General features: G+C 64.8%; 21 protein-coding genes. 2 read left to right on the top strand and 19 right to left on the bottom strand.

Annotated features, from left to right (window positions below; all coding sequences use genetic code 11):
* Window positions 1-23 precede the first annotated feature (23 nt).
* From ATJ78_RS09825 to ATJ78_RS09795, 7 genes are all read right to left on the bottom strand, one after another.
* Window positions 24-332: a helix-turn-helix domain-containing protein gene (locus tag ATJ78_RS09825; RefSeq protein WP_098407433.1), complete on the bottom strand. Its 309-nt coding sequence runs from the start codon at window positions 330-332 to the stop codon at window positions 24-26.
* 148 nt (window positions 333-480) lie between these two features.
* Complete coding sequence (locus tag ATJ78_RS09820; RefSeq protein WP_245836274.1) at window positions 481-984, bottom strand: CinA family protein; 504 nt, start codon at window positions 982-984, stop codon at window positions 481-483.
* Window positions 981-1,550, bottom strand: a complete 570-nt coding sequence (pgsA, locus tag ATJ78_RS09815) for a CDP-diacylglycerol--glycerol-3-phosphate 3-phosphatidyltransferase (protein ID WP_098407432.1) — start codon at window positions 1,548-1,550, stop codon at window positions 981-983. The genes ATJ78_RS09820 and pgsA overlap by 4 nt, the downstream gene beginning before the upstream one ends.
* 7 nt (window positions 1,551-1,557) lie before the next feature.
* Window positions 1,558-4,272 (bottom strand): FtsK/SpoIIIE family DNA translocase, encoded by a 2,715-nt coding sequence (locus ATJ78_RS09810; protein ID WP_098407431.1) that lies wholly within the window; start codon window positions 4,270-4,272, stop codon window positions 1,558-1,560.
* 64 nt (window positions 4,273-4,336) lie between these two features.
* The gene (locus tag ATJ78_RS09805) at window positions 4,337-6,013 is read right to left on the bottom strand and encodes a ribonuclease J (RefSeq protein WP_098407430.1); all 1,677 of its coding nucleotides are present in this window, start codon (window positions 6,011-6,013) and stop codon (window positions 4,337-4,339) included.
* A 38-nt stretch (window positions 6,014-6,051) separates the two neighbouring features.
* Entirely contained in the window at window positions 6,052-7,029 is a 978-nt protein-coding gene (dapA, locus tag ATJ78_RS09800; protein ID WP_098407429.1) for a 4-hydroxy-tetrahydrodipicolinate synthase, read from the bottom strand.
* Between the two features lie 32 nt (window positions 7,030-7,061).
* Complete coding sequence (locus ATJ78_RS09795; RefSeq protein WP_098409313.1) at window positions 7,062-7,823, bottom strand: SDR family NAD(P)-dependent oxidoreductase; 762 nt, start codon at window positions 7,821-7,823, stop codon at window positions 7,062-7,064.
* A gap of 119 nt (window positions 7,824-7,942) precedes the next feature.
* On the opposite strand from ATJ78_RS09795, the gene ATJ78_RS09790 reads away from it, so the two are divergent.
* Window positions 7,943-8,371, top strand: coding sequence for an OsmC family peroxiredoxin (locus ATJ78_RS09790; protein WP_098407428.1), 429 nt, complete (start codon window positions 7,943-7,945; stop codon window positions 8,369-8,371).
* 29 nt (window positions 8,372-8,400) lie between these two features.
* On the opposite strand, the gene ATJ78_RS09785 is transcribed toward ATJ78_RS09790, so the two are convergent.
* The 10 genes from ATJ78_RS09785 to ATJ78_RS09740 all read right to left on the bottom strand — a co-directional run bounded on the left by ATJ78_RS09785 (window position 8,401) and on the right by ATJ78_RS09740 (window position 18,897).
* Entirely contained in the window at window positions 8,401-8,856 is a 456-nt protein-coding gene (locus ATJ78_RS09785) for a hypothetical protein (RefSeq protein WP_098407427.1), read from the bottom strand.
* The gene (gene dapB / locus ATJ78_RS09780) at window positions 8,853-9,590 is read right to left on the bottom strand and encodes a 4-hydroxy-tetrahydrodipicolinate reductase (RefSeq protein ID WP_098407426.1); all 738 of its coding nucleotides are present in this window, start codon (window positions 9,588-9,590) and stop codon (window positions 8,853-8,855) included. The genes ATJ78_RS09785 and dapB overlap by 4 nt, the downstream gene beginning before the upstream one ends.
* 46 nt (window positions 9,591-9,636) lie before the next feature.
* A complete protein-coding gene (locus ATJ78_RS09775) occupies window positions 9,637-10,239 on the bottom strand; it encodes a histidine phosphatase family protein (RefSeq protein ID WP_098407425.1) in 603 nt (200 codons plus the stop codon).
* A gap of 7 nt (window positions 10,240-10,246) precedes the next feature.
* The gene (locus ATJ78_RS09770; RefSeq protein WP_098409312.1) at window positions 10,247-11,611 is read right to left on the bottom strand and encodes a M16 family metallopeptidase; all 1,365 of its coding nucleotides are present in this window, start codon (window positions 11,609-11,611) and stop codon (window positions 10,247-10,249) included.
* A gap of 40 nt (window positions 11,612-11,651) precedes the next feature.
* The gene (locus ATJ78_RS09765) at window positions 11,652-12,692 is read right to left on the bottom strand and encodes an aldo/keto reductase (RefSeq protein WP_211288454.1); all 1,041 of its coding nucleotides are present in this window, start codon (window positions 12,690-12,692) and stop codon (window positions 11,652-11,654) included.
* A 121-nt stretch (window positions 12,693-12,813) separates the two neighbouring features.
* Window positions 12,814-13,623 carry an HpcH/HpaI aldolase/citrate lyase family protein gene (locus tag ATJ78_RS09760; RefSeq protein WP_098407424.1) on the bottom strand — a complete coding sequence of 270 codons (810 nt, stop codon included), beginning with the start codon at window positions 13,621-13,623 and terminating at the stop codon, window positions 12,814-12,816.
* Entirely contained in the window at window positions 13,620-14,099 is a 480-nt protein-coding gene (locus ATJ78_RS09755) for a MaoC family dehydratase (protein WP_098407423.1), read from the bottom strand. Before ATJ78_RS09755 ends, ATJ78_RS09760 begins: the two co-directional genes overlap by 4 nt.
* Before the next feature lie 15 nt (window positions 14,100-14,114).
* Entirely contained in the window at window positions 14,115-15,281 is a 1,167-nt protein-coding gene (locus tag ATJ78_RS09750; protein WP_098407422.1) for an acyl-CoA dehydrogenase family protein, read from the bottom strand.
* Window positions 15,278-17,287, bottom strand: a complete 2,010-nt coding sequence (locus ATJ78_RS09745) for an acetyl/propionyl/methylcrotonyl-CoA carboxylase subunit alpha (RefSeq protein WP_098407421.1) — start codon at window positions 17,285-17,287, stop codon at window positions 15,278-15,280. The genes ATJ78_RS09750 and ATJ78_RS09745 overlap by 4 nt, the downstream gene beginning before the upstream one ends.
* Before the next feature lie 2 nt (window positions 17,288-17,289).
* Window positions 17,290-18,897, bottom strand: coding sequence for a carboxyl transferase domain-containing protein (locus ATJ78_RS09740; protein ID WP_098407420.1), 1,608 nt, complete (start codon window positions 18,895-18,897; stop codon window positions 17,290-17,292).
* A gap of 120 nt (window positions 18,898-19,017) precedes the next feature.
* On the opposite strand from ATJ78_RS09740, the gene ATJ78_RS09735 reads away from it, so the two are divergent.
* On the top strand, window positions 19,018-19,611 hold the full coding sequence (locus tag ATJ78_RS09735; protein WP_098407419.1) for a TetR/AcrR family transcriptional regulator: 594 nt from the start codon (window positions 19,018-19,020) through the stop codon (window positions 19,609-19,611).
* Window positions 19,612-19,652: 41 nt separating this feature from the next.
* Here the strand turns inward: ATJ78_RS09735 and ATJ78_RS09730 are convergent, their stop codons facing one another.
* Both ATJ78_RS09730 and ATJ78_RS09725 read right to left on the bottom strand, forming a co-directional pair.
* Entirely contained in the window at window positions 19,653-20,981 is a 1,329-nt protein-coding gene (locus ATJ78_RS09730; protein ID WP_098407418.1) for a dihydrolipoamide acetyltransferase family protein, read from the bottom strand.
* Window positions 20,978-21,988 carry an alpha-ketoacid dehydrogenase subunit beta gene (locus ATJ78_RS09725; RefSeq protein ID WP_098409310.1) on the bottom strand — a complete coding sequence of 337 codons (1,011 nt, stop codon included), beginning with the start codon at window positions 21,986-21,988 and terminating at the stop codon, window positions 20,978-20,980. Before ATJ78_RS09725 ends, ATJ78_RS09730 begins: the two co-directional genes overlap by 4 nt.
* Between the last annotated feature and the right edge of the window lie 13 nt (window positions 21,989-22,001).

The following is a 22,001-nucleotide window of genomic DNA, read 5'->3' as shown; positions in this document are numbered from 1 at the left end:
CGCCTTCTCTCACGTTCTGCGTGTCAGCGCGTCACCAAGTCGGCGTCCAACTCGGCGACAAGCGCCTCGGGAATGGTGTCGGGGATCGGATCCATGCCCTCAATCACCGCGAGACGGTCACCGACCTCCCGCATGATCACCGAGATGGGTGTCTCGAGCGCCTCGGCCACGGACGCGAGAATCTCGCTTGATGCTTCCTTCTGGCCCCGCTCCACCTCGCTCAGGTAGCCAAGGGCGACGCTTGCCTTACTCGCCACCTGCCGGAGCGTATGCCCCTTCTGCAGACGGAAGTCACGAAGAACGTCTCCGATTTCCTGTCGAACAAGAACCATGAGACCCTTCCTTTCTGCTCGTCATGTCGAGCGGCGGCTCCGCTGCTGGATCGATAACATTACTACATACCAGCTTAGTGATCGCCGTTCGCTTTACGCCTGTTGTTTCCGTGTGAGTCTGACGTGTACAACCATGGTGGTTCACTCCCTATTCCCCGTCGGCGACGTTCTCAATCACTCTCTCGAACAGTAGGTCGATGACAGCCAGCACCGTGGCCGCCCTCACGGCGTCCCGGGCGCCGCTGAGGTTCAGCGCGCGCACCGCGCTTCCATGTGATCCGTCCACGGCGATGTACACGGTGCCCGGCTCGTGGCCGTCTTGAGAGCTCGGGCCAGCAACGCCCGTCGTTGCCACGCCGATGTCGGCTGGAACACCATTGACAGCGACTGCACCGCGAACGCCTGCAGCCATCTGCGCGGCGACAAGCGGGTGCACGGCGCCCTCTGCCGCAAGCAGTTCTGGGTCGACCTGCAGAATCCGCGCTTTGAGCGACGTCGCGTAGGCGACGATGCCGCCGACCACGACGGAGGACGCGCCAGCAGGGCGGACCAGCTCGGCGCAGACGGCACCGCCCGTGAGCGATTCCGCGACGCCGATGGTCAGCCCTCTCGTCGCAAGCGAGCCGATCAGCTCAGCTGTCCGATCGGTCACGTGCGACGCCCTCTGACGGCGGTGATCACATAATCGATGCCGCTTGCGATCGTCAGGATCACGGCTATCCACATGAGCACTCCGTTGACCCAGAGGATCCAGTCTCCGACGATCGTCCAGAGCGGCACGAGTGCGAACGAGATCGCGATGCCCTGGAAGACCGTCTTGAGCTTGCCCATCCAGGCGGCCGCGACGACGGTGTCGTGGCGGATCAGCATGCGGTGCAGCGTCACGCCGATCTCTCGCACGAGCACAACGAGGGTCACCCACCAGGGCAGCTCAGCGAGAATCGACAACCCGACAAGAGCGGCACCCGTGAGCACTTTGTCCGCGATGGGGTCGAGAAGCTTGCCGAGGTCTGTGACGATACCCCTCGAGCGTGCGATATGGCCGTCGATCCCGTCGGTTGCAATGCCGACGATGAACAGGATGCCCGCGATCCAGCGCAACGCGGCATCCGCTCCCCCATCGACAAGCAGAAAGGCAAGGAAGACCGGAGCGAACAGGATGCGAATAACCGTCAACGTGTTCGGCAGGTTCCACGGGCTCGGTGCGGAAGTGGTCACAAGTCGATTATTCCCGATCCGTCAGCTGCCACGCGTCTTCCGACTCATCGGCATTGACGGTTTCGTATCCGTCGAACTGCTGCTCGACCGGATCGTTCGGCCCCTCGGGAGCGGGTGGCGCCGGTTGGCTAGAGCTCGGCGGTTCCTCGCCACGCAGCCGCGCGAGCACGGAGTCCAATTGTTCCTTGCTCACGAGCACGTCGCGAGCCTTCGACCCCTCCGAGGGCCCGACGATGTCTCGCGACTCCATGAGGTCCATGAGCCGCCCCGCTTTGGCGAAGCCGACACGGAGCTTGCGCTGCAGCATCGAGGTTGATCCGAACTGAGTGTTGACGACGAGTTCGACAGCGGCCACGAGCACGTCGAGGTCGTCGCCGATGTCTGCATCGATCTCCTTCTTCTCGACGACTTGCTGAACGTCTTTGCGGTATTCGGGACGAGCTTGCGCCGTGACGTGCGCGACGACCTTCTCGATCTCGCTCTCGTTGACCCACGCGCCCTGCACGCGGATCGGTTTTGACGACCCCATCGGCTGGAAGAGCGCGTCGCCCTGCCCGATGAGCTTGTCGGCGCCGGACTGGTCGAGGATGACCCGGGAGTCCGTGACGCTCGTCACCGCGAAGGCAAGCCGCGAGGGAACGTTCGCCTTGATCAGCCCCGTGACGACGTCGACGGAGGGACGCTGGGTCGCGAGAACCAGATGAATTCCGGATGCTCGAGCAAGCTGCGTGATGCGCACGATGGACGACTCCACATCGCGTGGCGCCACGAGCATGAGATCGGCGAGCTCGTCGACGACGACAAGCAGGTACGGATACGGCTTGAGCGTTCGCTCGCTCCCCGCTGGAAGCTCGATCTCGCCATTCACGATCGCCTTGTTGAAATCGTCGATGTGCCGATAACCGAAACTCGCAAGATCGTCGTAGCGCATATCCATCTCTTTCACGACCCACTCGAGGGCTTCTGCAGCCTTCTTCGGGTTCGTGATGATGGGCGTGATGAGGTGCGGAACCCCCGCGTACGGGGCGAGCTCGACGCGCTTGGGGTCGACCAGAACCATGCGCACCTCGCTGGGCTTCGCGCGCATGAGAAGGCTCGTGATCATGGAGTTCACGAAGCTCGACTTACCGGACCCCGTCGAGCCGGCGACGAGCAGGTGCGGCATCTTCGCGAGGTTTGCAAGCACGAAACCGCCGCCGACATCTTTGCCAACGCCGATGGTCATCGGATGCGTGGCTGTTGTTGCCGCGGCAGAGCGCAGTACGTCACCGAGGGCGACGATCTCCTTGTCGGCGTTCGGAATCTCGAGACCGATCGCGCTCTTGCCCGGAATCGGCGACAGGATGCGGATCTCGTTGGACGCGACGGCATACGCAAGATTTTTCGAGAGCGCCGTGACGCGTTCGACTTTGACGCCAGGGCCCAGTTCGATCTCGTATTGCGTCACCGTCGGCCCGCGTGAGAACCCCGTCACCGTCGCGTTCACCTTGAACTGCTCGAACACGCCCGCGATCGCGGCGACGACCTGGTCGTTCACGGCCGAACGCGACTTCGCCGGAGCGCCGGCTGCAAGAGTAGCCGTCGATGGAAGGCGGTAGGGATGGTCAGCATCCGTCGCCTTTGCCGGTGCCCCCTCATCGCCGCGGAGCGCAAGCGACTGCACGTCGGGAAGATCGTCGGTGCTGTTGTCGCCGCCGTCGCCGTGAATGCCCCGGGACTCTGCCCCAGGAGTGAACCCGGACACCGCCGACTCCGCGGCGTCGAGGTCGTCAAGAACGTCGGTCGGGGCGAACGCCGGACGCTCCGGCTCGCGTACGACGGGAGTATCGAACGCACTGTTGTCGGGCTCGTTCGTGCTCAAAAGCTCGGTCAAGTCGTCCGTCGATGCGTTGGCGCCCGAATCTGTTTCGCGCCCGCTCTTGTTACGTCTCCACCATGGAAGCGACTCGTCTGCCGCGGCATCCGACTCGTCTGCTTTCGCCTTCTTCGCGCTGGCCGCCTCTTCGGGGTCGGTTCCGAACATCCACGCGGTGAACTGCCGAATACGCTGCGGAATCTTGTTCGGCGGCGTCTTTGTCACGATGAACAGGCCGAGCACGCCGACGATGCCCAGAACGATCACGGCCCCGATCGGCGTGATCAGAAAGACGAGAGGCGCTCCGACCATCCATCCGAGGAGACCTCCCGCATCGGACAGTGCGGGAAGACCGCCCGCACCCGGTGATGGGAGGTCACTGACGGCGTGGCAGATGCCCGTGATCGACAAGACAAGCAGCCCGAGGCCGATTCCGACCCGGCCGTTGTCGTTGACGGGGTTGGGATTGCGGAACAGCCAGACGGCCAGCAGAAGCATGACAACGGGCAGCGCGAACGCGAGCCTGCCGAAGATTCCCCCGAACGTCCATTCATCGAGCGTCTGAGCGAGCGGATCGTTCACGCCGAACCACTCCACGACCATTCCCGCGACAGCAAGAAGCAGAACGAAGAAGGGGATGCCGTCTCGACGCTGATCCTTCTCGATGCGCTCGGGCCCCAGCGCACGCGCGGCTCCTCCCGCGACGTGCGCGAGACCAAGCCATGCTTTCACGAGGAGGTTTGCGCTCGCGGGCTCTGGCTCTGGTGCGAGCTTCTTCGTCTTCGCGGTTGTTGTCTGCGCGCGCGACGCACCGCCGCCGCTTGTCTTCTTGCGGCTGCGGCCGGAGGACGTGGTGCCTGGAGCCATGCTTCAACGGTACCGGCGACGATGCCGTCTCCGCGGTAATGACGCGGGAGTTCGGCAGACTGGCTCAGGCTTCGATGACGAGCGGAACGATCATCGGTCGGCGTCGGTACGACGTGTTCACCCAGCGGCCGACCGTGCGGCGCACGACCTGCTGCAGCGCATGCTGATCGCGCACTCCGTTTCCGACGGCTTCGGTCAGCGCGGCCTCGATCTTCGGGCGCACCTTGTCGAACACGGCGTCGTCTTCGGCGAAGCCGCGCGCGTGGATTTCCGGGCCTGACACGACGCGCCCGGTCTGTGATTCCACGACGACGATGATCGAGATGAATCCTTCTTCACCGAGTATCCGTCGGTCCTTCAGATCGGAATCCGTGATCTCACCCACTGTGGCGCCGTCGACGTACACGAATCCGATGTCGACCTGTCCGACGACATCGACCTTTCCGTCGCGGAGGTCGAGGACCGTTCCATTCTCGGCGAGGAAGGTGTTCGCCTCGGGAATGCCCGTGTCCTGGGCGAGCTTTGCGTTGGCGATGAGGTGCCGGTATTCGCCGTGCACGGGCAGCACGTTCGTCGGCTGCAGGATGTTGTAGCAGTACAGGAGCTCCCCCGCTGCCGCGTGCCCCGACACGTGTACTTTGGCGTTTCCCTTGTGCACGACGGTCGCACCGAGCTTCGTCAGCCCGTCGATGACGCGGTAGATGGCGCTCTCGTTGCCGGGAATCTGGCTCGAGGCGAGCACGACCGTGTCGCCCTCGCCTGGCTCTATCGCGTGGTCGAGGTTGGCCATGCGGCTGAGCACGGCCATCGGCTCGCCCTGGGACCCGGTCGACATGTACACGATCTTGTCGTCCGGAATATCGGTCGCCTTCTTGTAGTCGATCAGAACGCCGTCGGGAACCCGGAGGTAGCCGAGTTCGGCAGCGATCGTCATGTTGCGCAGCATCGACCGACCAAGCAGTGCGACACGTCGTCCGTTCGCGTGCGCGGCATCGAGTACCTGCTGCACGCGGTGAACGTGACTCGAGAAGCTCGCGACGATGACCCGGCGCGGTGCCTTGGCGATCACCTGCTCGAGCACAGGGCCGATCGAGCGCTCAAGCGGCGTGAACCCGGGCACGTCGGCGTTCGTGGAGTCGACGAGAAACAGGTCAACGCCCTCGTCTCCGAGCCTCGCGAAGCTGCGAAGGTCGGTGATCCGGCCATCGAGGGGCAGCTGGTCCATTTTGAAGTCGCCCGTTGCGAGAACCGTACCTGCGTCGGTCTTGATGGCGACGGCGAGGGCATCGGGAATCGAGTGATTCACGGCGATGAACTCGAGGTCGAACGGCCCGAGCTTCTCGCGCTGCCCTTCTTTCACCGTGAGACTGTAGGGCTTGATGCGGTGCTCTTTGAGCTTCGCCTCTGTGAGCGCGAGCGTGAGTCCCGACCCGATGATCGGCATGTCAGAGCGCAGTCTCAACAGGTACGGAACGGCTCCGATGTGGTCCTCGTGGCCGTGGGTCAGCACGACGCCGACAACATCGTCGAGACGATCCTTGATCGGCGACATGTCGGGAAGAATGAGATCCACGCCGGGCTGGTGCTCCTCCGGAAAGAGCACACCGCAGTCCACGATCAGGATCTTGCCGTCGATCTCGAAGGTGGTCATGTTGCGACCGACTTCTCCGAGCCCGCCGAGCGGCATGACGCGAAGCGTGCCGCGTTGCAGTTCGGGCGGATCGATTACGGCATTGGGCATAAGCCCTCCTGGGTTCTGTTGTTGTTGCGATTCGCGCGTCAGCGCGTGGTGCCGTGCACCTTGGGCAGCGCTCCGCCGGCTGCAGCATTGCGGTCGGGTCGGAAGTTTGTGAAGTCGGCTCCGTCGATGTCGCCGATCAGCGCGAGATCGTCTTCGATGCGCGCAGCCTCAGCCTCTTCGGGTCCGACGAGCGGCAGCCGCACGCGCGGGCTCGCGATGCGTCCGAGTCCGTGAAGGATGTACTTTGCCGACACGGTGCCGGGAACGTGCGTCATGACGGCTCGCACGAGCGGCTCGAGAGATTGGTGCGCAGCCGTCGCCGTTGCGAGATCGCCGGCGTTCACGGCATCCACCATCTTTCGATAGGGGCGCGCGGTGATGTTCGCCGTCACCCCGATGAGGCCCGTCGCCCCGATTGCCAGGTGCGGAAGCGCGTTCGCGTCGTCGCCCGAGAAGTACATGAGGTCTGTCTGATTGAGCACCCGGCTCGCCTCGGCGAAGTTCCCCTTTGCATCTTTCACGGCGACAATATTCGGATGCTGCGCAGCGCGAAGAAGCGTCTCATACGCGATCGGAACACCCGTGCGCCCGGGAATGTCGTAGAGGACAACAGGCAGGTCCGTCGCATCGGCGATGAGCCGGAAGTGGGTGAGGATTCCTGCCTGCGTCGGCTTGTTGTAGTACGGCGTGACGATCATGACGCCATCGGCGCCGGCGCGCTCACTCGCCTTGTAGAGCTCGATCGCGTGCGCGGTCTCGTTCGATCCGCCGCCCGTGATGATCTTGGCGCGGCCGTTGGCGACGGATTTGCCGACCTCGACGAGGCGCACCTTCTCTGGGTCGGTGAGCGTCGACGTCTCCCCCGTCGTACCCGTGACGACGATTCCGTCGGCCCCCTGCGTGATGACGTCGTCAATCTGCTTCTCGACGCCAGGCCAATCGACCTCGCCGTCCGCGGTGAACGGAGTCACCAGCGCAACGAGTACCTGACCGAAGGGATTCTCTGCGTTCGTCACCCTCCTAGGGTACCGGCTCGCGGGAGTTTCGGTCACCGACCGCGCGCGGCCAGCCGTTGCGACAGCGCGGCGGGAACCACGCGGCTCGCCGACACGATCGCCCGGTAGCGCGCCGAGGGGATCGACACGGCGCGACCGCGACCGGCGTCTTTGAGGGCCGTCGCCACGACGGCATCCGCTTCGAGCCACATCCACGACGGAACGTCGTCGAGACCGGCCCCGAGCCGCTGGTGAAACTCGGTGCGCACGAAACCCGGGCAGACAGCGGTGACGTGCACGCCGCGGTCGCGGTACTGGTTATTCGCCCATCGCGACATCGAGACGGTCCAGGATTTCACGGCTCCGTAGGTGCCGCGCGGCGTGAACGCGGCGACGCTGGCCACATTGATGATGTTTCCAGCACCGCGCTCGAGCATGGGAGGCAGTGCGGCGTGCATGAGGCGCATGGGAGCGCGCACGTGAATGTCGAGATGTTCTTCTTCGGCCTCAATGCTTGCTTTGTCGAACGGCTCCCTCAATCCGAAACCGGCGTTGTTCACGAGCACTCTCGGCGGTCTGTGGGCGATGCGTGACTCGACCGCGGCGATGCCGTCGTCGGTGACCAGGTCTGCCTGCAGGATCTCGACAGGAAGGGCGTAGCGGGAGATCAAGTTCGCCTGCACGTCTTTCAGCCGCGCGACGTTGCGCGCGACGAGGGCCAGACCGAAGCCGCGCAGAGCCAGCTGCTCTGCGAATTGAGCGCCGAGACCCGACGTCGCTCCGGTCACTATCGCTGTCTCATCGCCTCGCGCCATCGTCGCCTCCTTGAAAATCATGCTAACGAACCCATCGCCACGGGGAAGCCGAGTCGATAGGCTCGAAGCGAAGCGATTCGCCAGGTGGGTGCACTGCACCCCGCAAGAACGGAGGAAGCATGGCTGTCACAAGCGAAGCCACAACAGTGTGGAACGGCACTCTCTTCGAGGGGAACGGCACGGTGTCACTCGACTCGTCGAAGAGCGCATCGCTCGCCGTCGACTGGAAGGCGCGTTCCGAAGGATCAGAGTCGACAACGACGCCAGAGGAGCTCCTCGGCGCTGCGCATGCCGCCTGCTTCTCAATGGCGTTCTCGAACACGCTCGTCGATGCCGGATTCCCGCCCGAGAGCGTTCAAGCCACCGCCGCCGTGACCTTTGACCCATCGGGGCCGAAGATCACGGGAAGCCACCTGCTCGTGAACGCGAAGGTGCCGAACATCTCCGACGACGAGTTCCAGCGTCTCGCTGAGGCGGCAAAGGGCGGTTGCCCCGTGTCGCAGGCGCTCGCGGGTGTCGAGATCACTCTCGAGGCAAGCCTCGCGTAACGCAGGCTCGAGCGCGGGCCGGTCGGTTTCTACCGACCGGCCCGTTTCGTCTCTGCGTCATGCAGGCGAATCGCTCGGCGCACCGCGGCGCGTGCTCGCCGCGAGTCCCCCGCCCCGCGATAGACGAGTCCGAGACGAAACCAGGCGCGCCAGTTCTCAGGCTCCGTTTCTGCGCGAGCGCGGTAGGCGGGGAACGCGGCATCGGCTGCGGCACGGTCGATGCGACCGCTGGGAAGCACGGGAAGGTCGTCGGGCATCTCGCCGGCGTCATCGAGCTCGGTCGCCAGTCGCCCCGACTTGACGCCGAACTGCAGCTCCTTCGCCAGACCCCACACGCCGACGAGCGGCAGCACGATGAGCGCGACTCCGATCGCGACAGCGATCGGCTCCCCCGTGAGAACGAATTGCACGGCGCGCTGCCCGACGAGAACCAGATACAGCACGAGAACGACGGCCATCGCGATGGCGCCGACACGAGCATTCATGCGCGGGTGATTCCGAGATCGAGAACGTTCTCGAGACCCACGACGAGGCCGCGCACGGTGCGCACGGCATCGAGAGACAAGCGGATGCCGCGCTCGTACGCGCTGGGATCGACGGTGTCGTGAATAACGCTCAACGTTTCGCCCGTCCCCCCGAACAGCACCTCTTGCCGCGCGACGACCCCCTGCCTCCGCACGCTGTGCACGGGAATACCGGCGACCTCCTGCCCGCGCGCCCTCTGTTCGGTGTGCGGGGCTTCGACCGGCCCGAGCCCCGCGCGCGCGGCAGTCATGAGCTCTGCCGTACGCACAGCGGTTCCGCTCGGCGAGTCCGCCTTCGATGCCCGATGGCTTTCGACGATCTCGATGGACGAGTAGAAGCGCGCCGCGATCGTCGCGAGCGTCGTGCCGAGCACCGAGCCGAGCGAGAAGTTCGGAATGATCAGTACGCCAGCGTCGTCGGGGATCGAGCCGCGCAGTTCGGCGATGCGCGATTCTGACCACCCTGACGTGCCCACGAGCACCTGGGCGCCGTTGCGCGCCGCGTGCTCGACAATCGCTCGGCTCGCCTCCGGGTGCGTCACGTCGACGACGAGATCAGCATGATCAAGCTCGTCGAGACTGCTTGATCGCCCGAGCCGCGCCACCACCTCAACGTCGGCGATATCAGAGAGGATGCTGTCGAACAGCGTCCCCATCGTGCCGTGTGCTCCGGCCAGTGCGACGCGAATTGTCATGATCCCAATCTACCAATCGAGACATCGCCGCGCCCCGTTGCCATCATCACACGGGCAGCTGTTCGGGTAGACCCGTCCGCAGCTCGACGGGCAAGTGCGCGAGGTCGTTGTGGGTCAGCACCGACCAGGGCCTGCCTGGTTTGCGCTGAATGATCGTGAGGCCGCAGTGCGCTTGGTCGAGCGTCATCCACCGCCACTCGGGGGCGCCGAGGACCTCGCGCACGAACCAGGCGATGACGAAGTTGTGCGTGATCAGAAGATCGTGGCTCTCGCCCTTCTTCGGACCGAGAAATTCGGCGACAGCATCCGCCATCTGCGCGCGCCCCGCTTCGATCTCTTCGTCGGTGACCGCCCCGAAGAACGGGTGGTAGGCAGACGGCGTCTCGTCGGTCTCGCCCGTTGGAATGCAATCGAACAAAAGCGATGAGGGAGCGAGCTTGAGTGCGGGCAGACGTTCGCCGATGATCGATGCGGTCTCAGCTGCGCGCTGCAGTGGTGAATGGTGTGCGCTCGTGAACGGCACGCCCCCGAGACGCTGTGAGAGAAGCTCCGCCTGCCGTCGGCCTCGAGGCGACAGCGGACCGTCGGGAAGGCCGTGCTCGGCATCTTGCTGTTCCCCGTGCCTGACGAGGTACACGTACTGTGACACGTGCGAATCACTCCTTGCGTGTGTCGACGTTGGCGAAGAGGTCGTCATCGACCGCTCCGACAGCGACGAGAGATTGCGGCTGCGCCACGAGCCGTGCCGCCATGTCGGCGATGTCGGTCGCGGTGACGCGCGCGAGCCGACGCAGATTCTCATCAAGATCGAGATACTCGCCGAGCGTGATCTCGGCGCGTCCGAGGAGCGACATGCGCACGTCCGAGTCTTCCAGTCCGAGCGCTGCGCGGCCGGAAAGCTGGCCATATGCGCGGGCGAGTTCGTCGTCGGACACGGGTGTGTCCGCGAGTTTCTGGAGCTCGGCTCGCATGAGGTCGGCGACCTGAGCTGCGTTCCGAGGCGCGCACGCGGCATACATTCCCTGCATTCCCGCATCCGAGTGGGAGCCGGCGAAGGAGTAGACCGAATACGCAAGGCCGCGGCGCTCGCGAATCTCGGTGAACAGCCGGCTCGACATACCGCCGCCGAGAACGGCGTTGAGCATACTGAGCGTGACGCGGTCAGGGTCGGTGGCGATGAGGCCGGGCATTCCCAGCATGAGGTGGACTTGCTCGATCGGCCGCGGAATCGTCGTGAGCGAACGCGTATCGGCCAGACGCGCTGGAGTGTCGGCACGCCGCGAAACGGGTTTCGCGTCGACGTCGCGCTCCCAGCCGGCGACGTCGAGCGAGCGCGTGACGAGCGTGAGGAGCTCCTCATGGTCGACGGCGCCGGCCACAGAGATGACGAGCTCGTTGGGGCGGTAATGCTGGAGGTAGTGATCCCACACGCCCTCGCGCGTCGCTTGCTCGATGGTTTCGGAGGTTCCGCCGACGGGGCGTCCGAGCGGGTGCTCCCCCAAGACGGCCTCGAACAGGGCGTTTCCCGCGACATCGCCCGGGTCGTCTGCAGCATGACTGAGCTCTTCGAGGATCACGCCGCGCTCCGTCTCGAATTCACCGCCGTCGATGACAGAGCTCGTGACCATATCGGTGAGCACCCCGATGGCCATGGGCACGTCGGAGTCGCGGACTTTCGCGTAATAGCACGTGAATTCTTTGGCGGTCATGGCGTTGCTGTCGCCGCCGACCGAGTCGAACGCCACAGCGATGTCGAGAGCACTCCTCGTCGGCGTTCCCTTGAACAGCAGGTGCTCGAGAAAGTGCGTCGATCCATGACCCGACGGTGTCGCCGTCGCGTGGTATTCGTCGCGCGAGCCGACCGCGACCCAGAATCCGATCGTCGCACTCCGGGCGCCCGGAACGGCTTCGCTGAGCACGCGCACGCCCCCGGGAAGGATGCTGCGCCGGATTCGGGTTCCCCCGGCGGCCTCGAAGTCCAGTTCCGGGAGATCGAGTGGCAAGGGCACAGCAGAATTCATCGAGTCCAGCTTAGTCGGCTCGGTCGAACGACGGTGACCGTCACGCTCGCGATGACCGGTCGAGCTCAAGCAGCTGCGACCGACTCAACGCAATACGCGGTGCGGCAACGAGGGCGTCAACCTGATCGGGTTCGGAGGCACTCACGACGGGCGCACACACGGGTCGTCGCGTGAGAAGCCACGCCAGGGCGATCGTCGCGGGTCCGACGCCGTGCGCAGCGGCGACAGAGTCGAGGGCCCGCAGAATCCGGGATCCGCGTCGCGTGAAGTGCGCGGCCGCACGAGACCCGCGCGTTGTTTCCGTGAAGTCCGCGCGCGACCGGTATTTGCCCGTCAAGAACCCACTGGCCAGCGCAAAGTACGGCATGACCGCGAGGCCCTGCCCGGTCGCCACGACGGATCGGTCGCCCTCGAAGTCGGAACGGTTCGCGAGGCTGTACTCGGTCTCGAACGCCGTCAGCTTCGGGTATCCGGCTGCCGCGAGTATGCGCGCTTCAACGAGCTTCTCGACGGGAAAGTCGGATGCTCCAAGAGCGCGAACCTTTCCTGCCTGAATCAGATCGCGCGCTGCGCCGAGGGTTTCTTCGAGCGGCGTCGCCGGATCGTCTGCATGCAGGTACAGCACATCGATCCGGTCCGTGCCGAGACGTTCGAGACTCGCGTCGACGGCGGCCATGATGGTTGAACGAGCCAAGCCAGCATAGTCGGCATGCCTGCCGATCTTCGTCGCGACGACCATCGCGTCGCGGTTCCGATTGAGCTTCATCCAGCGTCCGATCTGCACCTCGCTGAGGCCAGAGGCGTAGCTATCGGCTGTGTCGATGAAGTTGCCGCCAGCGGCAGCATAGCGATCGAGGATCGTCTGGGTGTCGTCGGCGCTTGCTGTCCAGCCGAAGACGCTTCCCCCGAGCGCGACGGGGAACACCGCGATGTCGGTTCCCGCAATGAGTCTCCGCACAGGCATCGATACCGTCGGGGTTCCCACGTATGTCTCCGAGCGAACGTCGACCGCCTCGTCTGGTCGTGAGCATGGCACCGCTGCGTTCTGCGTTCCGCCGCCGCCCACCTGCCGTACCGTCATGAGCCCCCTCCTGCTGTTCGGTGCGGCATCCCCCGATACCGTTTCTTGACCTTACGTCACAGCGGAGCTGGTCGTGAGCGCGGCTGGCCTTCTGTGACGAGTCGTGACGCTTTCGAGACGTTCACCCCGCGTGGGCACGCCGAAGAACCTGCTCCGCGTGACGGATGACGGGAGTGTCGACCATCTGCCCCCGGAACCGGAATGCGCCGGTTCTGCCGCGTGCCACATCGAGAACAGCCTGAGCCCACTCGACCTGGGAGGGAACCGGCCGATATCCCTCTCTGATGACGGGCACTTGGCTCGGGTGAATACACGCCGTAGCGGCGAACCCGCACGCGACAGCATCCTCGACCTCAGTCTCGAGACCTGCCCTGTCGTCGATATCGAGGTGCACGGCGTCGATTGCCGCCTTGCCCGCGGACCCTGCGGCGAGCAGCACGCGCGAGCGGGCATGTGCTGCGACGTCGCGGTAGCGCCCGTCAGACCGCCTGCTCGTACTTCCTCCGAGCGAGGCGATGAGGTCTTCTGCACCCCACATGAGACCCACAATCGTCGACATCTGCGCGAGCTTCTCGGCGATCATGATGCCGCCAGCCGTCTCGCACAGCGCGATCACTTTGTATCCCGTCAGGCGCTCGACATGATCGACCCGTTCAGTTTTCGACAGCATCACCGTGCGGTAGGCGGTCGATCGCAGCGCCTCAAGATCGTGGAGAAAATCCGCGGTGTCTGCCGGATTCACGCGAACGATCGTCGTAGCCGGATCGAGCGAACTCGCCTGAAGCGCCTCTCGCGCGTGCGCTCTCGCTTCAGGGTCGACTCCATCCTCAAGGTCAAGGATGACCGCGTCGGCGCGATCGGCCGCCTTCTGAAATCTCTCAGGCCGGTCTGCAGGGCAGAACAGGAGAGACGGCCCCATTCGAAACGTCATGGTTGCGCTCCTTTGCACCACACGAGGGTGCTGCGAACGGCGGTCGCGACAACCTCGTCCTTCTGATTGCGTCCCGTGTGCTCGAGCGTCACGATTCCCTGACCCGGACGCGACCTCGAGTGACGTTTGGCGGTGACGATTGTGTCGGCGTACAACGTGTCGCCGTGATGCATGGGCGATGGGAACGCGATCTTTTCGAAGCCCAGGTTGGCCACGATCGTCCCCTGGGTGAGTTGAGCGACGGAAAGGCCCACGAGTGTGGAGAGCGTCAGCATCGAGTTGACGAGTCGCTCGCCGAATGGCTGCGCAGCACTCCACGCGGCGTCGAGGTGCAGCGATTGCGTGTTCATGCTGAGCGTTGTGAACAGCACATTGTCGGCTTCGGTGATCGTACGCCCTGGGCGGTGTTGATAGCACACCGCTTCGTCGAACTCCTCGAAGAAGAGTCCACGCTGCTCTTCGACTCGCCGCTCCATTGCCGCCTCCGCTTCCTATTCTACGAGCCCCAGCTCGCGAGCGATGATCATGAGCTGAACTTCTGTCGTGCCTTCGCCGATCTCGAGGACCTTCGAGTCGCGGTAGTGCCGGCCGACCGCATTCTCGTTGAGAAAGCCGTACCCTCCCCAGATCTGGCTCGCGTCCCGCGCGTTGGCCATCGCGGCCTCGCTGGCGGTGAGCTTGGCGAGCGAGGCTTCCTTCTTGAACGGACGACCGGCCATGAGGAGCGCGCATGCGTGGTAGTACGACAGCCGCGCGGCGTGCACGCGCTGCTCCATGCGCGCGATCATGAACGCGATGTGCTGATTTGAGCCGATGGCGCTTCCGAAGACGTTGCGCTTCTTCGCGTAGAAGATCGCCTGTTCGAGGCATCCTTGGGCGGCACCGGTGCACAGCGCCGCAAAGGCGACGCGGCCTTCGTCGAGAATCGAGAGGAAGTTCGCGAAGCCCCGTCCCCGCTCGCCGAGGAGGTTCTCTTCAGGAACGCGAACGTCGTCGAACGTGAGCGGGTGGGTATCGGAGGTATGCCAGCCCAGCTTGTCGTAGGCCGGGTGAACGCTCAGCCCGTCTGCCGGCGTCGGAACGAGAATCGATGAGAGTTCCGGAACCGTTGCGCCCCGTGACGAGGTGCGATGCCCGGTCACCGCCGTCACCGTGATCAGCCGGGTGATGGGCGTCCCCGAGTTCGTGATGAACTGCTTGGTCCCGTTGATGACCCATTCGCCGTCGACAACCTCCGCCGTGGTTTTCGTCGCTCCAGCATCCGACCCGGCCTCTGCCTCGGTGAGACCGAATGCGGCGAGCGCCTTTCCCGATGTCAGCTGGGGCAGAAAGCGCTCACGCTGCGCATCGGTGCCGAAGCGGTACACGGGCATAGCCCCAAGCCCGATGCCTGCCTCGAGCGTGACGCCGATGGACTGGTCGACGCGCGAGAGCTGCTCCACGGCGAGACAGAGTGACAGATAGTCCTTCCCCTGGCCGCCGAACTCGCGCGGGAACGGCAGCCCGAACAGGCCCATGTCGCCCATCTGAGCAACGATCTCCATCGGCAGCCGCCGCTCGGTGTCGTAGCTGTACGCGGCGGGGGCGATCACGGTATCCGCGAACTCCCTCACCGTGTTGACAAGGTCAACGTGCTCCTCGTCGAGTTCGATATTCACGCGTCGTCTCCTCTGTGTCGTGCGTCCTCGTGGGACGGCTCAGCGCTGACCGCTGGGTCGGCGGCAGCGATTGTCGCGACGATGGCGTCCTTCGCCACCGTCTGGTTCAGGGATGCTGCAAGAGTCACGGTCCCCGCAGCGGGAGCGGTGATCCGGTGCTCCATCTTCATCGCCTCGATGACGAGGACGGTATCGCCGGCGTCGACGTTGTCTCCCGGCGCGACGGGAACCGCGACGACGGTCCCGGGCATGGGCGATCGCAGCTCGGGCTCGCTCGCATCGGCGTGGCGACGCGTCTCACGCGCGCTGTCACGTTCGACGAGGTGAAAGCACCGCGACATCTGGCCATCGTGCACCCAGATGTCGGCATGTGCTCGCAGGATCGTCGCGGGCACCGTCTCTCCGTCAACGGTGACCAGTCGGTGATGTCCGGAGCCTCGGACCGCCGCGAGCTGGCCGTCGACGCACGCGTTCTCCGGGCGACCCGAGACCGCGATTCGCCGCTCGTCGTCGCCATGGCGCATGCGCGTCTCGATTGCGCGCGGAGGAGCGCCAAGGCGCCAGCCACTCGGGGACGCCCACGGTGTTCTGCCCGCATTGTTCCATCGCGCATCGTGTGCAGCGAGCGCCGCTGTCAGCCAGACGCGCTCGGGCACAGCGGCGCTCGCTGCACCGACAACGCGCCTATCGATCGTCGTCGTGTCCATCGTTCCGCGGCGAACGGAGCCATCATCGACAAGGTCGCGCAAAAACGAGGTGTTTGTCGTGACACCGAAGACGACTGTTGCGTCAAGCGCTCGGCCGAGTCGCTGGAGGGCGCCGCCCCTCGTCGAGTCGTGCGCGATGATCTTTGCCAGCATGGGATCGTAATCGGCACTGACCGTCGTCCCCGCCGCGATTCCGCTGTCGACGCGGACATCGTCGGGAAACGACACGTATTCGACGGTGCCCGCCTGCGGCAGAAACTGCGCGTCTTCAGCATAGAGGCGCGCTTCAACCGCATGACCGGTGAACGTCACGTCGTCTTGCGCTATCGAGAGCGGCTCCCCCGCCGCAATGAGAAGCTGCTGCTCGACGAGGTCGATGCCGGTCACTTGCTCGGTCACGGGATGCTCGACCTGCAGCCTCGTGTTCATCTCCATGAAGAAAAATTCCTCTGGCGCGTCAGCCGAAACGAGAAACTCCACCGTTCCCGCACCGGTGTAGTCGACACTCCGAGCGACATCGCACGCGGCGGCGCCGATGCGCGCTCGAGTGTCGGTGTCGAGAAGAGATGACGGCGCTTCCTCGATCACCTTCTGGTGTCGTCGCTGAAGTGAGCACTCGCGTTCGCCGAGGTGGATCACGTTTCCCCGAGTGTCGGCGAGTATCTGCACCTCGATGTGCCGCGGCGAGGTGATGAGCTTTTCGAGAAAAAGTGTGTCGTCTCCGAACGCGGCTCTCGCGATGCGCCGGGCCGTCGCGACGGCGTCCGGCACATCGTCGCGGCGATGCACGTCGATCATTCCTTTGCCGCCACCGCCCGCCGACGGCTTCACAAGCACGGGGTACCCGATCTCGTCTGCGGCAGAAATGAGTTGCTCATCGGTCATTCCCGGTTCGGCACGGCCGGGAATGCCGGCGACGCCATCAGCCTCAACGCGCTGCTTCGCGCTGATCTTGTCGCCCATGATCTCGGTCGCACGCGGGTCTGGCCCGATGTATGTCAGCCCGGCGGCCGCGCAGGCAGCAGCGAAACCGGCGTTCTCCGAGAGAAATCCATAGCCGGGATGGATCGCTTCAGCTCCCGAACGAACAGCGGCGTCAATCACGCGGTCGATGTTGAGATAGCTCTCGGCGGCTCGCGCAGGACCAATTCGCAGAGCGACGTCGGCCGCGCGGACGTGCGGTGCCTGCGCGTCCGCGTCGCTGTACACGGCAACAGAGCGAATGCCGAGGCGACGCAGCGTGCGTATGATGCGCACCGCGATCTCGCCTCTGTTCGCGATCAGTACTGTCTGGAACATCGTCACATCCTGAAAAGGCCGAAGCCGGTGTCGTCGAGCGGGGTGCGGGCGCACACGTCGAGGGCGAGCCCGAGAACAGTGCGCGTCTGCGCCGGGTCGATGATGCCGTCGTCCCACAGCCGAGCCGTCGAGTAGTACGGGTTGCCCTGCTTCTCGTACTGCTCACGGATCGGCGCCCGGAAGGCGGCTTCGTCGTCGGCGCTCCAGTCCAGCCCCTGCGCAGCCATTCCGTCGCGCTTGACCGTAGCCAGAACCTCTGAAGCCTGCTGGCCGCCCATCACGGAGATCCGCGCGGCGGGCCACATCCAGAGGAATCGAGGAGAATACGCACGTCCGCACATCGAGTAGTTGCCGGCGCCGAAGGACCCTCCGATGACGACGGTGAGCTTGGGAACGCGAGTCGTCGCCACAGCCGTCACCATCTTTGCGCCGTGTTTGGCGATGCCGCCGGCCTCGTACTCGCGTCCGACCATGAATCCTGAGATGTTCTGCAGGAACAGCAGCGGTATGCCGCGCTGATCGCACAGCTCGATGAAGTGCGTCCCCTTAAGCGCCGACTCCGAGAACAGCACGCCGTTGTTGGCGACAATGCCGACGGGGTGCCCGTGGATGCTGGAGAATCCGGTGACCAGCGTCTCACCGTACTCGCGTTTGAACTCGTGGAACTCGCTCCCATCGACGAGACGCGCGATAACCTCCCGCACGTCATACGACTCGTGCAGGTCACCGGGAATGACGTCGTACATCGATTCTGGGTCGACGGCCGGCTCCGAGCTCGCGCCGATCGCCCACGCCGGCGGAGGGTTCGGCGGAAGGGTGCTCACAATGTCCCGGACAATGCGGAGTGCATCATCGTCGTCTTCGGCGAGGTGGTCCGTCACGCCACTGATGCGCGAATGGGTGAGCCCGCCGCCCAGCTCTTCAGCAGAGACGACCTCTCCTGTCGCCGCTTTCACGAGCGGAGGACCGCCGAGAAAGATCGTGCCCTGGTTGCGCACGATCACGGTCTCGTCGCTCATCGCGGGAACGTATGCACCGCCAGCCGTGCATGATCCGAGCACGGCAGCGATTTGCGGGATCCCTTCTGCCGACATGCGGGCCTGATTGAAGAAGATGCGCCCGAAATGATCTCGATCGGGGAAGACCTCGTCCTGCATGGGCAGGAATGCTCCCCCGGAATCGACGAGACTGATGCACGGGAGTCTGTTCTGCTGGGCGATCTCCTGCGCCCGCAAGTGCTTTTTCACGGTCATCGGGTAGTAGGTGCCGCCCTTGACCGTCGCGTCGTTGCAGATCACCATGACGTGCCGCCCGTGAACGACGCCGATGCCCGCGACGACTCCCGCGCCGGGTGTCTCATCGTCGTAGAGGTCGTCACCGGCGAGGGGAGCTACATCAAGAAATGGACTCCCTTCGTCGAGCAGGCGATCGATGCGGTCACGCGGCAGCAGCTTTCCGCGGTCGGTGTGTCGCGTTCTCGCACGTTCGCTGCCACCCCTGCGCGCGGTTTCCAGTCGTTCGGTGAGTTCCTCCACGAGTGACAGCTGCACGGAAGCATTGCGCCGCGCCCCGTCAGACGACGAGTCGATTGCTGTGGTCAGAGTATGCATGGCTCCCCTGCGGTCGACGATGACCTCGTTCAGTTAGTGGATATTAACCCACCTGCCGTTAGGTTAGTATTCAATAACTGAACTGTCCAGTGGCCGCACACAGCCAAAGGAGGCCGGGCGATGTCGGAGAGGGTCAAGGGGCGCAGCGACGCAAAGAACGAGCGCCGGAGGTCCCTCCTGGATGCCGCGGCCGCGCTGTTCTCCCAACACGGATTCAACGGGGTCTCGATGGAAGACCTTGGCACAGCAGTCGGAGTTTCCGGGCCCGCCGTCTATCGCCACTTCCCCAGCAAACAGGCCGTCCTCGCTGAACTACTCATCGGAGTCAGCACGGCGCTGTTCGAAGGCGGAACGGCTGAGACCGAGAGGGCACCCGAGGGCGACCTCGCGCTTCGCGCGCTCATCGAGTTCCACGTCGACTTCGCGATCCGCAACACCGACGTGATCCGCGTGCACGACCGAGACCGCAGCGCCCTGCTTCCCGACGATGCACATTCGGTGCGACTGTTGCAGCGCCGTTACGTCGAGCTCTGGGTGAACCTTCTCAAGCGACTTACTCCCGACGCCGATGTCACTGAACTGCGCGTTCGAGCCCACGCAGCTTTCGGCCTCATGAACTCGACTCCCTACACGGTGCGTCGCCGAGGCACCGCGAGCGCGGATCGGCTGCGCGCGCTTCTCGAGCGAATGAGCTACGCCGCGCTCACGAGCTGACGCCCGCGAGACACACCCGGTCTGCCTCGCGGGCGGCTCAGTCAGAGCAGAGTGAGTGCCGTGCCCGGGTCCTCCAGCACGCGCGACACGTCGACGAGAAAGCGGGATGCCTGCTCGCCATCGACGATGCGGTGATCGAACGACAGGCTCAGGGTCATGACGTCGCGCAGCGCGATCTCGCCGTCGTATTCCCACGGGCGACGACGCACCGCGCCTGCCGCGAGAATCGACGACTGTCCCGGCGTGAGAATCGGCGTTCCCGCGTCTACCCCGAACACTCCCACGTTCGTGAGCGTCATCGTGCCGCCGCTCATGTCTTCCGGCTGCGTACGGCCGTCGCGAGCAGTCGATACGAGTGCCGAGATGGCGTCCGCGAGCTCGAGAAGCCCCAACGTGTCAGCATCCTTCACCACCGGGACCACGAGGCCGCGCTGCGTCGCCGCTGCCACACCCAGATTCACGTAGCCGTACTCGACGATCTCCTGAGCCTCGTCATCCCAGTGGGCGTTCACCGACGGCGTGCGCTTTGCGGCCAGCAGCATCGCCTGCGACACGATCGTCATGATCGTGATGCGGGTATCGGGATGCTGCGTCCGCAGACGTGCGACAAGCTCGCCCGTGCGCGTGACGTCGATCGTGATGAATTCGCTCGCGTGCGGCGCCGTGAAGGCAGACGACGCCATCGCCGCGGCGGTCGCCTTGCGCACCCCCTTGATCGGAGTGCGCACTTCGCCTCGCTCGGGCGCTGTCTCCCGCACGCTCTGCCTGGCTTCGGGCTGCGCTGCGTGCGCGGCACGCTGCACGTCGGAGCGAGTGATGAGGCCGTCAGACCCGGTTCCCTCGATCTCTGTCAGGTCGACGCCGATCTCCCGCGCGAAAATGCGCACGGGCGGCGTCGTTCGGGGGCGCTCAGGACGATTCGGCGTCTCGGGCGCATCGGAGGCAGGTGCTTCGGTCGTGGATGCGGGCGCAGCAGAGGCATCCGGACGCTGATCGGGTGCTTGCGTCTTTTCGCCCTCCCACGAACGTCGTCTGCGTCGCGGCGCTGCGCTGCGCTCCTTCTTCGGTCCGTACCCGACGAGCACAGGTTCGCGTTCCGGCGGTGCGTCACCAGGTTCATCATCGTCGCCGTCGAGTTCGAATGCGATGAGGGGCTCGCCGACCTGCACGGTCGCCCCTTCTTCGGCGTAGAGCGTGCGGATCGTCCCGTCGAACGGCGACGGCAGCTCCACAAGGGCCTTGGCCGTCTCGATCTCGGCGATCACCTGATTCACGCTCACTGTGTCGCCTTCGGCGATCTTCCAACTGGCAATCTCCGACTCGGTCAACCCCTCACCGAGGTCGGGCAGCAGAAAGTCCTTGACGCTCATCCGTCGAACCTCCAGTCGCTCAGAGAGTTTCTGCGGCCCATCGCGCGGTCGACAGCATCCAGAATGCGATCGAGGTCGGGCAGAAAATGGTCCTCGAATGCAGCGGGTGGGTACGGCGTGTCGAATCCTGTGACGCGTTCGGGTGCTGCCTCCAGATACTCGAAGCACCGCTCCGTGATCGTCGCCGCGATCTCAGCGCCCATGCCGCCAAAGCGCTGCGCCTCGTGAGCAACAACGAGACGCCCGGTAACGCGCACCGACGCGGCGACAGCGTCGAAGTCCACGGGCTGCAGCGAGCGCAGATCGATGACTTCAACCGACACGCCGTCATCGGCTGCTGCGGCAGCGACATCGAGGGCCGTGGGAACAAGCGGCCCATAGGCGACGAGCGTGACATCGTTTCCGCTCGTCAGCACGCGCGCGCGGTCCATACGCGTCTCGGAGGCGAGCTCGAGGTCGACGTCTCCCTTCATCCAGTAGCGGCGCTTCGGCTCGAAGAACATGACAGGGTCGTCGCTCGCGATCGCCTCGCGCAGCATGGAGTACGCGTCTTGCGGGTTCGAGCAGCTGATCACGCGCAGTCCGGCCGTGTGTGCGAAATATGCTTCCGGCGACTCCGAGTGGTGTTCAACGGAGCCGATGCCTCCCCCGAACGGCACGCGGATCGTGAGCGGCATGCGCACGTCGCCTCGCGTTCGTGCGTGCAGCTTCGCGACCTGCGCGACGATCTGGTCGAACCCCGGGTAGATGAAGCCGTCGAATTGGATCTCGCATACCGGGCGGTATCCGCGGTAGGCGAGTCCGACGGCGGTTCCGATGATCCCGGCTTCTGCCAGCGGTGTATCGATCACGCGCGACGGTCCGAACTCAGACTTGAGGCCATCGGTCACGCGGAAAACGCCTCCGAGCTCCCCGATGTCCTCCCCCATGATCACGACCTTCTCGTCGTCTCGGAGCGAGCGTCGCAATCCCTCGTTGATCGCCTTCGACATCGTGAGCGTCGTCACGCTCTCACTCGTG

This window comes from Paramicrobacterium agarici (genome assembly GCF_002563955.1).
GTDB classification, from domain to species: Bacteria; Actinomycetota; Actinomycetes; order Actinomycetales; family Microbacteriaceae; genus Paramicrobacterium; species Paramicrobacterium agarici.
The sequence above is the reverse complement of the archived record's forward strand: the minus strand, read 5'-3'. Positions and strand labels throughout refer to the sequence as shown.

What these genes read in the sequence shown, in the direction of transcription:
- ATJ78_RS09825 (WP_098407433.1), bottom strand. Translation starts at nt 332, where the DNA reads ATGGTTCTTGTTCGACAGGAAATCGGAGACGTTCTTCGTGACTTCCGT.
- ATJ78_RS09810 (WP_098407431.1), bottom strand. Translation starts at nt 4,272, where the DNA reads ATGGCTCCAGGCACCACGTCCTCCGGCCGCAGCCGCAAGAAGACAAGC.
- ATJ78_RS09805 (WP_098407430.1), bottom strand. Translation starts at nt 6,013, where the DNA reads ATGCCCAATGCCGTAATCGATCCGCCCGAACTGCAACGCGGCACGCTT.
- ATJ78_RS09795 (WP_098409313.1), bottom strand. Translation starts at nt 7,823, where the DNA reads ATGGCGCGAGGCGATGAGACAGCGATAGTGACCGGAGCGACGTCGGGT.
- ATJ78_RS09790 (WP_098407428.1), top strand. Translation starts at nt 7,943, where the DNA reads ATGGCTGTCACAAGCGAAGCCACAACAGTGTGGAACGGCACTCTCTTC.
- ATJ78_RS09785 (WP_098407427.1), bottom strand. Translation starts at nt 8,856, where the DNA reads ATGAATGCTCGTGTCGGCGCCATCGCGATGGCCGTCGTTCTCGTGCTG.
- dapB (WP_098407426.1), bottom strand. Translation starts at nt 9,590, where the DNA reads ATGACAATTCGCGTCGCACTGGCCGGAGCACACGGCACGATGGGGACG.
- ATJ78_RS09770 (WP_098409312.1), bottom strand. Translation starts at nt 11,611, where the DNA reads ATGAATTCTGCTGTGCCCTTGCCACTCGATCTCCCGGAACTGGACTTC.
- ATJ78_RS09765 (WP_211288454.1), bottom strand. Translation starts at nt 12,692, where the DNA reads ATGACGGTACGGCAGGTGGGCGGCGGCGGAACGCAGAACGCAGCGGTG.
- ATJ78_RS09760 (WP_098407424.1), bottom strand. Translation starts at nt 13,623, where the DNA reads ATGACGTTTCGAATGGGGCCGTCTCTCCTGTTCTGCCCTGCAGACCGG.
- ATJ78_RS09755 (WP_098407423.1), bottom strand. Translation starts at nt 14,099, where the DNA reads ATGGAGCGGCGAGTCGAAGAGCAGCGTGGACTCTTCTTCGAGGAGTTC.
- ATJ78_RS09745 (WP_098407421.1), bottom strand. Translation starts at nt 17,287, where the DNA reads ATGTTCCAGACAGTACTGATCGCGAACAGAGGCGAGATCGCGGTGCGC.
- ATJ78_RS09740 (WP_098407420.1), bottom strand. Translation starts at nt 18,897, where the DNA reads ATGCATACTCTGACCACAGCAATCGACTCGTCGTCTGACGGGGCGCGG.
- ATJ78_RS09735 (WP_098407419.1), top strand. Translation starts at nt 19,018, where the DNA reads ATGTCGGAGAGGGTCAAGGGGCGCAGCGACGCAAAGAACGAGCGCCGG.
- ATJ78_RS09730 (WP_098407418.1), bottom strand. Translation starts at nt 20,981, where the DNA reads ATGAGCGTCAAGGACTTTCTGCTGCCCGACCTCGGTGAGGGGTTGACC.